This window comes from Microbacterium sp. STRO-1N, from assembly GCF_057748015.1.
The window spans coordinates 1,755,350-1,769,056 of record NZ_CM173234.1 but is presented as its reverse complement, the minus strand read 5'-3'; the positions used below and the strand labels follow the sequence as shown (position 1 = coordinate 1,769,056).

The following is a 13,707-nucleotide window of genomic DNA, read 5'->3' as shown; positions in this document are numbered from 1 at the left end:
TAGATGCGCTCTGTGGCGCCGTTCGTGTCGTCAGAAGCCAACGAGGTCGCTCTCTTCGAGGTTGCCGAGCACGTGTGCGTGCACGTGGAAAACGGATTGTGCGGCGCTGACGCCGTTGTTGAAGATCAGTCGGTACTCGCCGTTCGCGTGCTCGTCAGCGATGCGCTTGGCTGCGGCGACGATGTCTGCGAGCAGAGCCGGGTCACCGGCCGCGAGCTCGGTGACATCGCGGTACTGCTCGGTCTTGGGGATCACAAGCGCGTGCAACGGTGCCTGCGGGTTGATGTCACGGATCGCGAAGACCCGCTCGGTGTCGAGCAGGAACTCACCGGGGATGTCTCCGTTGAGGATGCGCGTGAAGATGGAGGGCTCCGTCATGCGTTCAGTCTATCCGCCGGGCCACGTCGGCGGCCGTGGTTCAGACCGCCCGCCCACCCGCACGCGTCATGTTCATCTGAACCACACGTTCGGGTCGGTCAGGCGCTCAGACGAAGTGATCCAGCACCCGGAGCGCCTCCGTGGCGCGATCAAGCGCAACCGCTGCGCGATCGGCCGGCTCGTGGGTCACCACCCATGGCAGATACTGCATCGCGATCTGCACTCGAGCCCACAAAGCACCGGTCACTTCTTCGACCGGGCTGAGCGGCACGCCCAGAGCTGACCGGACCGTCCGATACGCGGCGAGCACAGCGCCGTCCGGATCGGGACTGTTCATCAGATCGAGCATCGCCGACCCCACGCGGGCGCTCCCCCAGTCGATCAGTCGGCTGCCCTTCTCCCCGACCAGCACGTTCCCACCATGCACATCACCGTGTACGAGGGTCGCGGGGATGCCGGACAGGATGCGCGATACGGACGGATGGCCCGCCGCAGCGGTCATCACCCGAACGGCCTCTTCCGCCATTGCGGAGTTCGCCGGCGTGCGGGAGTTCCGCACGAACGGCACTCCCCAGTCGAGCAGCATCTGCCGCCACCAGAGATCGGTCACGACGGGAACTCCGGACGGCGGCTCCGACAGGTATCGGGCATGCAGGCACGCGAGCGCGCGCACGACATCGTCCGGAAGCGCCTCGCCACCCAGAGGACGCCCGGACGCAAAAGGAACAGCGACCCAGTCCGCGCCGGAAGCGACCAGTTCGGGGATCACTCCCCCGTCATCACGGACTTTCTGCGCCTGCAGGAGACCGGCGATCTCCGCCGAGGTCGCGGTCTTGATGACGACCGAGATCTCGGCACCGGTGTCGCCGTGGAATCGCACCCGCGCGACGTCATCCGAGACTGCTCCACCGGCGAGCCCGGTCTCGTCGACTCGGACGATCCGTTCGGCAGCCGTCCGCGCCAGTGCCCACGCACGCAATCCGAGGTCTTCGTGCCGGGCCGACGCAGTCATGGAGCCCAGATCACCAGCGTCCGAGGCTCGCCGAAAGGACAGCGATCGCAGCGGGTCCTGCGGTCGAAGTGCGCAGCACCGTATCCCCCAGTCGCACGCACTCGGCGCCCGCAGACGACAGCCGCTCGAGTTCTTCCGGGCTGATCCCGCCCTCCGGGCCCACGACGAGCACCAGATCACGACCATCCGGGACGACCGAGGACAGGCGAACGTCCGAGGTCGGGTCGAGCACGAGCACGCGCTGATCTGCGGCGCGCTGAACCAGCTGCGCCGTCGACGTCACCGACATCACCTCGGGCACCCACGCGCGATGCGCCTGCTTGGCGGCCTCCCGCACGATCGAGGCCCAGCGCTCGCGTCCCTTGACGGCCTTCGGGCCCTCCCAGCGCGAGATGCTGCGCGCCGCCTGCCACGGCACGATCTCGTCGACGCCGAGCTCGCACGACGCCTGCACGGCGAGTTCGTCCCGATCGCCTTTCGCAAGCGCCTGGACGAGCACGAGACGCGGCGACGGCCGTTCCCTCGCGACCCGGCGCATCACCCGCACATCGACGCGCGACGCGGACACGTCGACGGTTTCGCCTTCCAGCCACACGCCGGCGCCGTCGCCGATCGTCACCGCCTCGCCGACGCGCACCCGCCGGACGACGGCGGCGTGCTTCGCCTCGGCTCCGGTGAGCGAGACGATGCTTCCCTCACCGGCATCCGATGCGGACTCGACGACGAAATGCAGCGCCATGACTCAGTGCCCGCGGAACCGGTCGCGCAACTTGGAGAACAGCCCCTGCTGGAACTGCGCGAGCTGGGGCTCGGGGGCCTTGGCCTTCTTCGCGAAGTCCTCGATCAGTCGACGCTGGGCCGAATCCAGCTTGGTGGGCGTGAGCACCTGCACCCCGACCCGCAGGTCTCCGCGCTGGGTCCCCCGCAACGGCGTGATGCCACGCCCCTTGATGGTCAGCACGTCACCGGACTGCACGCCGGGACGGATCTCCAGTTCCACCGGCCCGTCGAGTCCCTCGATCGTCGTCTCGGTGCCAAGGACGGCATCCGTCATCGCGACTTCGAGCGTCGCCAGCAGATCGTCGCCCTCGCGACTGAAGGTCGGGTGGGACGCGACGGTCACCTCGACGTACAGATCGCCGTTCGGGCCACCGGCCTTGCCGACCTCTCCGGAGCCGGGCAGCTGAAGGCGCAGCCCCGTCTCGACGCCGGCCGGGATGTCGAGCGACACCGTCCGACGCGACCGGACGCGGCCCTGGCCACCGCAGGTCGCGCACGGGTAGGGAATCGTCGTCCCGTAGCCCTCGCACGTCCCGCAGGGCTGGGATGTCACCACGTTTCCGAGGAGGCTGCGCACCTGGCGCTGCACGTGACCGGAGCCGCCGCAGATGTCGCAGGTCACGGGCGACGTGCCCTCCTGGCAGCAGGATCCTTGACACGTCTCGCAGAGCACCGCGGTGTCGACCTCGATGTCGCGATGAGCGCCGAAGACCACGTCGCCGAGGTCGAGGTTCACTCGCACCAGGGCGTCCTGTCCCCGCTCCCGCCGCGATCGGGGCCGCGCGCTGCGTCCGCCGCCCGCTCCGCCGAAGAAGGTCTCGAAGATGTCCCCGAACCCGCCGAAGCCACCTGCTCCGAATCCGCCGTTCTCGTCGCCGCCCATGTCGTAGCGGCGTCTCGACTCCTCGTCGCTCAGTACGTCGTACGCGTGCGTGACGAGCTTGAACCGCTCCGAGGCGTCATCACCCGGATTCACATCCGGGTGCAGCTGCCGTGCGAGACGCCGGTACGCCTTCTTGATCTCGTCCTGGGAGGCGTCGCGCGCCACCCCGAGGACCTCATAGTGGTCCGCCACAGTCACCTCTCGTCTTCGTCGAGCAGCCGGGACAGGTAGCGGGCCACTGCCCGCGCTGCCGCCAGATTGCTCGGATAATCCATCCGGGTCGGGCCCATCACGCCGACCCGCGCCATCCCACCAGGGGTGGCGTAGTTGCTGGCCACGATCGAGGCCTCGCCCAGACCGAACGGCTCGTTCTCGGTTCCGATGCTGGCCGCGAGTCCCTGCTCGTCGGTGACCATCTCGCTCATCAGCCGCAACAGCGTCACCTGCTCCTCGATCGCCTCGAGAAGCGGATGGATGCTGCCCCGGAAGTCCTGTTCGCGTCGCGCCAGCGTCGCCGCTCCTGCCATGACGAGCTTCTCCTGACGGAACTCGTCCAGCTCCTCGGCGATCACGCCGGCCAGCACGCGCTGCGCGATCTCCGAACGGCCGGGCTTCACCGCCGCAGCCAGCGCGCCGACCAGTTCACGGGCCTCGCTGACAGCCCGTCCGGTTATGGACGCCGACAGCCGGGCACGCAGCACGGCGACCTCGGCCTCATCCAGGTCGACCGGCAGCCCTGCGATGCGCTGGGAGACCCCGCCGGCATCGGTCACGAGCACGACGAGCAACCTGTTCGGCGCGAGCGCGACGAGTTCGAGATGCGTGAGATGCGCACGCGCGAACGACGGGTACTGCGCCAGCGCGACCTGTCCCGTGAGCTGGGTGAGCACCCGAACGGTGCGCGCCATGAGATCGTCGAGATCGGCGGGATCCGCGAGGAACATCTCGATCGCACTGCGCTGCGCCGTCGAGAGCGGTCGCAGCTGTGCGAGGTGATTGACGAAGACCCGGTAGCCCTTGTCCGTCGGAACACGGCCGGAAGACGTGTGCGGCGCCGTGATGAGCTCCTCGTCCTCGAGCAGCGCCATGTCGTTGCGGATGGTGGCCGCCGAGACGCCGAACGAGTAGCGATCGACGATCGATTTGCTGCCCACCGGCTCGTGGGTGGCGACGTAGTCCTGAACGATCGCACGAAGGACCTGCAGACCGCGCTCACTGACCATGACCCGTCTCCCTCCCGCTGGCACTCACCGCTTCAGAGTGCCAATTCTACCCGCTGGGCGGGCCCGGCCGCGTTCATCTCGCGGATAGGCGCGCCCGTACGATGCTGGATATGAGCGCGCAGCCCCAGGTCACGATCTCCACCGGCACTGTGCGAGGCGAAGAGGATGCCGGGATCCGCCGATTTCTCGGCATCCCGTACGCCGCACCGCCCTTCGGCGAGAACCGCTTCCGCGCTCCCCGCCCGCCAGCGCAGTGGGACGGCGTCCGCGACGCCACCGCCTTCGCAGCGACCGCTCCGCAGCTGCCGTACCCGGGTGCGATCGGCGAGCTCCTCGGCAGCGTCGAGATCCCCGGTGACGACATTCTGACGGCGAACGTCTGGACGCCATCGGATGCCGCGAACGCGCCCGTCGTGCTGTGGATCCACGGCGGCGCACTGGAGCGCGGCACGCCCGCCCTGCCCGGGTACGACGGAACCGCCTTCGCCAGAACCGGCATCGTCTTCGCCTCGATCGGCTACCGTCTCGGCTCCGAGGGCTTCTCGGTCCTCGACGGCGTCCCCCGCAACCTCGGTCTGCGGGACGTCGCAGCGGGACTGGAGTGGGTGCACCGGGAGATCTCCGCATTCGGCGGTGACCCCGCCCGCATCACTGTGATGGGCGAATCCGCCGGCGGCACGCTCGTCTCCGGGCTTCTCGCCCGCGACGACTCCCGGGCCCTGATCGCCCGCGCCATCATCCAGTCGGGCCCCCTCCAGGCGCAGTCCGCGAAGCAGGGCGGACGCGTGACAGCCCAGCTCGCCGAGCATCTCGGCATTCGCGCGTCCGGCGCAGCGTTCTCAGCCGTCTCGCCTGCGGCTCTGCTCGAGGCGCGACAAAGGCAATCGGCGGGAAGCACTCCGATGGGCGGCGCACCCGGATTCCAGCTGGTGATCGACGAGGAGTCGCTGCCGCGTTCGCCCCACCATGTCCTTCCGACCATCGAGACCCCGCTGCTCATCGGCACCAACACGGACGAGTACCGCCTCTGGTTCACCCCGCAGGCACTCGCCGGGGTGACGGCGTTCACGCTGCTCGCGGCCCGCCTGGCCCTGCGGATCCCCGCCCGTGCGGTGCGTGCGTATCGGAAGACGTGGCCCGTCGCGGCCACCGGCGAGATCTTCGGTCAGGTGGCGACGGATTTCATCCTCCGCTCCCCCGCGACCCGCGTCGCGGCCGCCAAGCCGTCGCCGACGTTCGTCTACGAATTCGCCTGGCAGAGTCCGGCCCGCGATCTCCGAGCCGCGCATGCGCTCGAACTCGGCTTCGTCTTCGACACGCTGACGGATGCCGAGTCGCAGCGGCTCTCCGGTCCGGATGCTCCGGCATCCCTCGCGGCGGAGATGAATGCGGACTGGGTCCGCTTCATCGCAACGGGCGACCCCGGCTGGCCCGCGTTCGACGAGCGCCGACTCACCCGCGTGTACGACACGCGGATCATCGATGCCCCTCAGCGTCGACAGGAACCGCTGGATCTGCTGCCGATCAGTCGGTGAGCTCTCGCACGACCGCGTCGGCGAGCAGGCGCCCCTTCAGCGTCAGCTGAACGTGACCGCCGAGTGCAGCACCCGCATCGACGAGCCCATCGGCGATCAGCCCGGCGACCCGCGTGCGGTTCGCCTCCGGAAGCTCTGCGATGACGAGGCCCTCTCGGATCCGGCTCAGTAGCAGCACCCGCTCGAGCATCCGGGATTCGTCATCCGGACGCTCGGTGCCGGCGGCCGGCGACTCACCGCCGGCGAGTCGCTGGGCGTAGGCCGCAGGATGCTTGACGTTCCACCACCGCAGACCCGCCACGTGACTGTGCGCTCCTGGGCCGAACCCCCACCAGTCCGTGCCGCGCCAGTACGCGAGGTTGTGGCGCGACCGGTTGTCCACGGTCCCCGACACGTGTGAAGGACGGGACCAGTTGCTCACCTCGTACCACTCGAATCCGGCCTCGGCGAGAACGCGATCCGCGAGTTCGTACATGTCTGCCTGCAGATCGTCCGACGGTTCCGGAACCTCACCACGACGGATCTGGCGCGCCAGCTTCGTGCCGTCCTCGATGATGAGCGCGTACGCCGAGATGTGATCAGGGTCGAGCGCGAGCGCAGCATCCAGCGATGCACTCCAGTCCTCGAGCGACTCTCCCGGCGCACCGTAGATCAGGTCAACGCTGACAGCCAGCCCTGCTCCGCGCGCCGCCTCGACGGCGGTCTGCACGTTCGAGGGCTCGTGCGTGCGGTCGAGGGCGGCGAGCACGTGGGGCACGGCGGACTGCATTCCGATCGAGAGGCGGGTGACTCCGGCATCGGCGAGCGTCTGCGCCACGGCGGGCGTGACCGTGTCGGGGTTGGCCTCGACCGTGACCTCGGCCCCATCGCGCAGGCCGAATGCATCCGTCGCCGCGGTCAGCATCCGCGCCAGGTCGCCGGCAGGCAGCAGCGTCGGTGTGCCGCCGCCGAAGAAGACCGTGTCCATCGGGCGCAGCTCGCCGGCTTCGGAGAGAACGCGGCGCGCGAGTTCGATCTCGGTGATCAGCGTGGAGGCGTAGTCCTCCTGCTTGGCGCCCCGCAGCTCATTCGAGGTGTACGTGTTGAAGTCGCAGTACCCGCAGCGCACCCGGCAGAACGGCACGTGCAGATACGCCGAGAACGACGTCGAGGAATCGATGCGCAGATCGGCGGGCAGGCGACCGTCGACAGGAGCCGGGTCGCCGATCGGAAGAGGACCCGCCATCAGAGCGGAGTCGCGTACAGCGGCGAGATCGCGCGCAGGTACCGCGCGAAGAGCTCTCGACGCCGACGCTTCACGAGCCCGGGAAGCGTGCGATACAGCAAGCCGTTGGGCGCATCGAACGCGCGCACCGTGAACCAGACCTCGTCGTTGTCCTCGCGCCACTCGATATCGAAGGACTCCTCGCCGCGCACGACGGAACCGCCGACGGTGCCCAGTACGAATCCGACCCGCCTGGCGTCCTCGGTCACCGAGATCACACGCAGCTCGGCGTCGGCGCGCATGCCTGCGACGCGTCCGCGAAGGTGCAGAGTCATTCCTGCGCCTGCGTACGGCAGGCCTTCCGAATCGAACCGCTGCTCCACGTCACGGCGGCTGGGAGCGATCGCGTTGCCCTCGGCATCGAAGCTGACACCCGCATAGGAGGGTCCGGATGCCGGCCGCACGTCCTCGACCGAGAGTCCGGCCGCGCGCTGCGCCGTCCACGACAGGAGAGCATCGCCGGCTGTGCGGAATCGCTCGACCCCGCTGCCGATCCGCCAGGACTGCTCCGCGGGGATGCTGTGCTCGGGCGGATACTGCATGAGGTCGGGGGCGTGCGTCGCCCCCACGGCCGCATAGTCCACCGTGTCGTCTCGGAAGGTACCGCGCCGCATGTTCTCCAGCCTACCCATCCTGTCTGGGAGGGTCCTCCGACCCGCGGACCCGACTACTTCTTGTCCTTGCCGTCGACGTCGCCGGAGAGCGCAGCGATGAACGCCTCCTGGGGGACCTCGACCCGGCCGACCATCTTCATGCGCTTCTTGCCCTCCTTCTGCTTCTCGAGGAGCTTGCGCTTGCGGGTGATGTCACCGCCGTAGCACTTGGCGAGGACGTCCTTGCGGATCGCTCGGATGGTCTCGCGGGCGATGATGCGTGCACCGATCGCCGCCTGGATCGGCACTTCGAACTGCTGGCGAGGGATGAGTTTGCGCAGGCGCTCGGCCATCATCGTGCCGTACGCGTACGCCTTCTCGCGGTGCACGATCGAGCTGAAGGCGTCGACCTTCTCGCCCTGCAGCAGGATGTCGACCTTGACCAGATCCGCTTCCTGCTGGCCGGCGGGCTCGTAATCCAGCGAGGCGTACCCCTGCGTCTTCGACTTGAGTTGATCGAAGAAGTCGAACACGATCTCACCGAGCGGCATGTTGTACCGCAGTTCCACGCGCTCCTCGGAGAAGTACTCCATGCCGAGCAGCGTGCCGCGGCGCGACTGGCAGAGCTCCATGACTGTGCCGACGTAGTCCTTCGGCAGCAGAATCGCCGTCTTGACCACAGGTTCGGACACCGAGCCGATGCGGCCGTCGGGGTACTCGCTGGGGTTCGTGACGGTCACGGTCTCCCCGGTGTCGCTCGTCAGCACCTCGTAGATCACGCTCGGCGCCGTCGTGATGAGGTCGAGGCCGAACTCGCGTTCGAGGCGTTCGGTGATGATCTCGAGGTGCAGGAGTCCGAGGAATCCGCAGCGGAACCCGAATCCGAGCGCCACGGACGTCTCGGGCTCGTACTGCAAAGAGGCGTCGGACAGTTTGAGCTTGTCGAGCGCTTCACGCAGCTCGGCGTAGTCGCTGCCGTCGATCGGATAGATGCCGGAGAACACCATCGGCTTCGGGTCGGTGTAACCGGGCAGCGCCTCGGTCGACGGCTTGCGCGCCGTGGTGATGGTGTCGCCGACCTTCGACAGTCGGACGTCCTTCACTCCGGTGATCAGGTAGCCGACCTCGCCGACGCCCAGTCCCTTCGATGGCACCGGCTCGGGGCTGGAGACTCCGACTTCGAGCGCTTCGTGGGTCGCGCCTGTGGACATCATCTGGATCCGCTCGCGCGGGCTCAGGCTGCCGTCGATCATGCGCACATAGGTGACGACACCGCGATACGCGTCGTACACGGAGTCGAAGATCATCGCGCGCGCCGGAGCGTCCGCGTCGCCCTTCGGCGCCGGGATCTCCTGCACCAGTCGGTCGAGGAGCTCCTCGACGCCGACGCCCGTCTTGCCCGAAACGCGCAGCACGTCCTCCGGCTTGCCGCCGATCAGCGAGGCGAGTTCCTTGGCGTACTTCTCCGGATCGGCCGCAGGAAGATCGATCTTGTTCAGCACCGGGATGATGTGCAGGTCGTTCTCGAGCGCGAGGTAGAGGTTCGCCAGCGTCTGGGCCTCGATGCCCTGGGCGGCGTCGACGAGGAGGATCGCCCCCTCGCAGGCGGCCAGCGACCGCGACACCTCGTAGGTGAAGTCGACGTGGCCTGGCGTGTCGATCATGTTGAGGGCGAAGGTGTCGCCGTCGATCTGCCACGGCATCCGGACGGCCTGGCTCTTGATCGTGATGCCGCGCTCGCGCTCGATGTCCATCCGATCCAGATACTGCGCGCGCATGTCGCGGTCGGAGACGACGCCGGTGATCTGCAGCATCCGGTCGGCGAGCGTCGACTTGCCGTGATCGATGTGGGCGATGATGCAGAAATTCCGGATCTGCGCGGGCGGCGTCGCGGCCGGCGAGAGAGAAGTGAGAGCGCGTGGTGACATGTCCCGACGATTCTACGGTGAGCCGTCCCTAATCCCCGATTCGTGGAAACCAGTGATAGTCTCGCGAAGTTGCCTTGGCTCGCTCAGTGACACTGAGTTCCACAGGCGATACGACTCCGTAACAGACACGTAACGGTGTTGCATCGCGCAAGACCGCGGATGGTGCTTGACTATCATCCCGACCCAGCGTTGCGTCGGAAGATCCCGCGCGCGTCTGTATAGAGAAAGACTCATCACCTTGATCAAGTATCTCGTGCGCCGCCTCCTGGGGTGGGTGCTGATGATCGTCATCGCGACGAACATCACTTATTTCCTTGCCTGGAACTTCCTCGATCCTGAGAACAATTACGTCGGACGGCGACCCCCGCTCTCGCAGGAGCAGATCGATGCTCTGCTCGTCCCGCGGAACCTCAGCGAATCCGTACCGCTGCTCGAGCGGTGGTGGACGTGGCTGTCCGGCATCATCTTCCGCTGGGACTGGGGCATGGGCCCGACCGGCGAATCGGTGAACGAGCAGGTCGCCTACCGGATCTGGATCAGCGCCGAACTCGTGCTCGGTGCGACGATCATCACGACGATCCTCGGCATCGCGCTCGGCGTCTACACGGCTTCCCGGCAGTACAAGCTCGCAGACCGCATCGGTCAGGGCACCAGCATCATCACGATGAACATCCCAACGGTGGTCGCCGGCTTCGCGCTCGTGCTCCTGGCGATCAACTTCAACAACGCCGTCGGCACGACCGTCTTCTACGTGGTGGGCTCCTCCAGCCCTGGTGTCGAGGGCTTCTTCCCCGTGCTCATCGACGTGCTCCAGCACCTGACGCTTCCCACCTTGGGTCTCGTCATCACCGGCTACGCGTCGATCCACTTCCTGCAGCGCTCACTCCTACTGGACAACATCAAGGCCGACTACGTCCGCACCGCTCGCGCGAAGGGCCTGACGAAGCAGCAGGCCATCCGCAAGCACGCGCTGCGCACGTCGCTGATCCCTGTCACGACGCAGGTCGCGTTCACGATCCCTGCCGTGTTCACCGGCGCGGTCCTGACCGAGACGATCTTCAACTGGAACGGCATGGGCCGCTACTTCATCCAGACCCTGAACGGCAATGACATCCATGGCGTCGTCGCGGTCGCCGCGTTCGGTGCCCTCATGACGGCGATCGGCGCCATCCTCGCCGACATCACCGTTGTCGTCCTCGATCCGAGAGTGCGGGTGAGCTGATGTCCCTCGAAGCAATCGAAGTCTCCGCGGAGATCGAGAACAAGCTGAAGACGCGCAAGCGCACGTCGCTCATGAAGCTGTACACGCGTCGCTTCATGCGCAACCGCGGAGCGATGCTCGGCGTCGTGATCCTCATCCTGCTCGTCCTGTTCGCGATCGTGGGTCCGCTCATCTCGCCGTACAGCCCGGCCGATCTGGACTTCCTGGCACTGCGGCAGGCGCCGTCCGCCGAGCACTGGTTCGGCACGAACGGCTCAGGAAACGACAACTTCGCGCAGGTCGCCACCGGTCTCCAGCGCTCGATGATGATCGCCGTGGTGGTCGCGTTCGGCACCACCGCCGTCTCGGCCATCGTCGGTGCGACGGCCGCCTACTTCCGCGGCTCGTACGAGCGCATCATGCTGGCGGTCATCCACTTCATGATGGTGATCCCGAACTTCCTGATCCTCGCGATGATCTCCAACGACGCGGGCGGCAACTGGATCGTCATCTCACTGGTCATGGTGTTCATCGTCGGCTGGTTCATGCCGGCGCGCATCATCTGGACGCTCTCGCTCTCGCTGCGCGAGCGCGAGTACATCCACGCCGCGCGCTACGCCGGCCTGCCCGGCTTCAAGATCGTGACCCGGCACATGCTGCCGAACATCGGCTCGCTGCTGGTGATCAACTTCACACTCGGAGTCGTTTCCGCTGTGCTGACCGAGACGGCGCTGTCCTTCCTCGGGTTCGGCGTGAAGCTCCCCGACGTCTCGCTCGGCGCGCTGATCGGCTACGGCTCGAGCACGCTCGTCAGCGCGCCGTGGCTGTTCTACTTCCCGGCCATCGCCCTGACGCTGCTGACCGTCTCGATGGCACTCATCGCGGACGGACTGCGCGATGCCCTCGATCCGACTTCGGCGGCTGGAGGTCGCGCATGAGTACAGTTCTGTCCGTCCGCGATCTCAAGGTCAGCTTCCCCTCGGAGGCAGGACGCGTGGATGCCGTCCGCGGCGTCTCCTTCGACCTGGAATCCGGCAAGACGCTCGGCATCGTCGGCGAGTCCGGATCAGGCAAGTCAGTCACATCGCTCGCCATCATGGGTCTGCTCGACGACAACGCGAAGGTCACCGGCTCGATCGTCTACGACGGTCAGGAACTCATCGGCAAGACCGACAAGCAGCTCTCGGTGATCCGCGGCAACGGCATGGCGATGGTCTTCCAGGACCCGCTGACCTCGCTCACCCCGGTGTTCACGATCGGCGACCAGCTGATCGAGGCGCTCACGGTCCATCGCAGCCTGTCGAAGAAGGAGGCGTGGGCACGTTCGGTCGAGCTGCTCTCGCTCGTCGGCATCCCCGAGCCGGAGCGTCGGATGAAGTCGTTCCCGCACGAGTTCTCGGGGGGAATGCGTCAGCGCGTCGTGATCGCGATCGCGATGGCGAACAACCCGAAGCTGATCATCGCGGACGAGCCGACCACGGCTCTGGACGTGACCATCCAGGCGCAGATCCTCGAGCTCATGGGCAAGGCACAGGATGAGACCGGCGCGGCGATGATCATGATCACGCACGACATGGGCGTGGTCGCCAAGACCGCCGATGACGTCCTGGTCATGTACGCGGGCAAGCCCGTCGAGCACGCCGCCGTGCGCGAGCTGTTCTACCGTACTCGGATGCCGTACTCAATCGGTCTGCTGGGCGCGATCCCCCGCGTCGACAAGGCGGAGAAGGTGCCGCTGATCCCGATCAAGGGCAACCCGCCGCTGCTGATCAACCTGCCGGATGCGTGCCCGTTCGCGGACCGCTGCCCGATCGCGATCGACGCCTGCCGTGACGGCGAGCCGGCGCTGCGGCCGATCCACACTGCAGGCGGCGATGACCACGATGTCGCCTGCATCAGGGCCGACGACATCGACGACGACGGCACGATCGGCGGGATGCCGGTGTTCCCGGTCCCCGAGATCCCCGAGAGCGCGCTCGTCCAGACGCCGCGCGAAGAGCGTCCGATCATGCTCGAGGCCGTCAACCTCAACAAGACGTTCCCTCTGATGAAGGGTTCGCTGTTCAAGCGCAAGGTCGGCGAAGTTCACGCCGTCAAGGGCCTCAGCTTCGATGTGCGCCAGGGCGAGACCCTCGCGATCGTCGGCGAATCGGGCAGCGGCAAGACCACGACGCTGCTGCAGATCATGGACCTCGTCAAGCAGGAGGACGGCGACATCCGCATCGCGGGCAAGAGCGTCGCGGACATCAAGTCGCGCTCCGACGAGCGCAAGCTCCGCCGTGACCTGCAGATCGTGTTCCAGGACCCGATGGGCGCCCTCGACCCCCGCATGACGGTCTGGGACATCATCGCCGAGCCGATGTTCGCGATCGGGATGCACAAGGACGAGGTCTTCGACCGCGTCGAGGAGCTCATGGCGCTGGTCGGACTCGACCCGGCGCACAGCGACCGGTTCCCGACCGCGTTCTCCGGCGGCCAGCGGCAGCGCATCGGCATCGCCCGCGCCCTCTCCACGAACCCCAAGGTCGTGGTGCTCGACGAGCCCGTTTCGGCGCTCGACGTGTCGATCCAGGCCGGTGTGATCAACCTGCTCGACGAGCTCAAGTCCAAGCTCGGTCTGTCGTACCTGTTCGTCGCGCACGACCTCGCGGTCATCCGGCACATCGCCGATCGCGTGGCAGTGATGTACCGCGGGTCGTTCGTCGAGCACGGCGATGTCGATCAGGTGTTCGACAACCCGCAGCATCCGTACACGAAGGCACTGCTCTCCGCCATCCCGATTCCGGACCCGGACATCGAGCGGACCCGCGAGCGGATCATCCTTCCCGTCGAAGGATTCGACGCGACGGCGGTCGTCGCCGGCTGACCTGTGGACGCATTCCGCACCGATCGATGACGCGTGTGAAACAG

The 13,707-nt window shown here is 67.1% G+C and carries 12 protein-coding genes; 4 read left to right on the top strand and 8 right to left on the bottom strand.

Annotation, left to right across the window (positions count from 1 at the left end; genetic code table 11):
* Positions 1 to 30: 30 nt before the first annotated feature.
* From AC3ANJ_RS08325 to hrcA, 5 genes are all read right to left on the bottom strand, one after another.
* On the bottom strand, positions 31 to 378 hold the full coding sequence (locus AC3ANJ_RS08325; RefSeq protein WP_488319054.1) for an HIT domain-containing protein: 348 nt from the start codon (positions 376 to 378) through the stop codon (positions 31 to 33).
* A gap of 106 nt (positions 379 to 484) precedes the next feature.
* Entirely contained in the window at positions 485 to 1,390 is a 906-nt protein-coding gene (locus tag AC3ANJ_RS08320; RefSeq protein ID WP_488319053.1) for a phosphotransferase, read from the bottom strand.
* Positions 1,391 to 1,400: 10 nt separating this feature from the next.
* Positions 1,401 to 2,129 carry a 16S rRNA (uracil(1498)-N(3))-methyltransferase gene (locus AC3ANJ_RS08315; protein WP_488319052.1) on the bottom strand — a complete coding sequence of 243 codons (729 nt, stop codon included), beginning with the start codon at positions 2,127 to 2,129 and terminating at the stop codon, positions 1,401 to 1,403.
* 3 nt (positions 2,130 to 2,132) lie between these two features.
* Positions 2,133 to 3,245, bottom strand: a complete 1,113-nt coding sequence (gene dnaJ, locus AC3ANJ_RS08310) for a molecular chaperone DnaJ (protein WP_488319051.1) — start codon at positions 3,243 to 3,245, stop codon at positions 2,133 to 2,135.
* Between the two features lie 2 nt (positions 3,246 to 3,247).
* Positions 3,248 to 4,276: a heat-inducible transcriptional repressor HrcA gene (gene hrcA / locus AC3ANJ_RS08305; protein WP_406245469.1), complete on the bottom strand. Its 1,029-nt coding sequence runs from the start codon at positions 4,274 to 4,276 to the stop codon at positions 3,248 to 3,250.
* Positions 4,277 to 4,386: 110 nt separating this feature from the next.
* Here hrcA and AC3ANJ_RS08300 point away from each other — a divergent pair, with 110 nt between their 5' ends.
* Positions 4,387 to 5,811, top strand: coding sequence for a carboxylesterase/lipase family protein (locus AC3ANJ_RS08300; RefSeq protein ID WP_488319050.1), 1,425 nt, complete (start codon positions 4,387 to 4,389; stop codon positions 5,809 to 5,811).
* Here the strand turns inward: AC3ANJ_RS08300 and hemW are convergent.
* From hemW to lepA, 3 genes are read right to left on the bottom strand one after another with little or no spacing between them, the layout of a single operon-like run.
* Entirely contained in the window at positions 5,801 to 7,036 is a 1,236-nt protein-coding gene (hemW, locus tag AC3ANJ_RS08295) for a radical SAM family heme chaperone HemW (RefSeq protein WP_488319049.1), read from the bottom strand. The genes AC3ANJ_RS08300 and hemW overlap by 11 nt on opposite strands.
* Positions 7,036 to 7,689: a DUF1990 domain-containing protein gene (locus AC3ANJ_RS08290; protein WP_406245472.1), complete on the bottom strand. Its 654-nt coding sequence runs from the start codon at positions 7,687 to 7,689 to the stop codon at positions 7,036 to 7,038. The genes hemW and AC3ANJ_RS08290 overlap by 1 nt, the downstream gene beginning before the upstream one ends.
* Positions 7,690 to 7,742: 53 nt before the next feature.
* Positions 7,743 to 9,596 carry a translation elongation factor 4 gene (gene lepA / locus AC3ANJ_RS08285; RefSeq protein WP_488319048.1) on the bottom strand — a complete coding sequence of 618 codons (1,854 nt, stop codon included), beginning with the start codon at positions 9,594 to 9,596 and terminating at the stop codon, positions 7,743 to 7,745.
* A gap of 238 nt (positions 9,597 to 9,834) precedes the next feature.
* On the opposite strand from lepA, the gene AC3ANJ_RS08280 reads away from it, so the two are divergent.
* From AC3ANJ_RS08280 to AC3ANJ_RS08270, 3 genes are read left to right on the top strand one after another with little or no spacing between them, the layout of a single operon-like run.
* The gene (locus AC3ANJ_RS08280) at positions 9,835 to 10,818 is read left to right on the top strand and encodes an ABC transporter permease (RefSeq protein ID WP_488319047.1); all 984 of its coding nucleotides are present in this window, start codon (positions 9,835 to 9,837) and stop codon (positions 10,816 to 10,818) included.
* Positions 10,818 to 11,735 (top strand): ABC transporter permease, encoded by a 918-nt coding sequence (locus AC3ANJ_RS08275; protein WP_406245475.1) that lies wholly within the window; start codon positions 10,818 to 10,820, stop codon positions 11,733 to 11,735. Before AC3ANJ_RS08280 ends, AC3ANJ_RS08275 begins: the two co-directional genes overlap by 1 nt.
* A complete protein-coding gene (locus tag AC3ANJ_RS08270) occupies positions 11,732 to 13,663 on the top strand; it encodes an ABC transporter ATP-binding protein (RefSeq protein ID WP_488319046.1) in 1,932 nt (643 codons plus the stop codon). The genes AC3ANJ_RS08275 and AC3ANJ_RS08270 overlap by 4 nt, the downstream gene beginning before the upstream one ends.
* Positions 13,664 to 13,707: the final 44 nt, after the last annotated feature.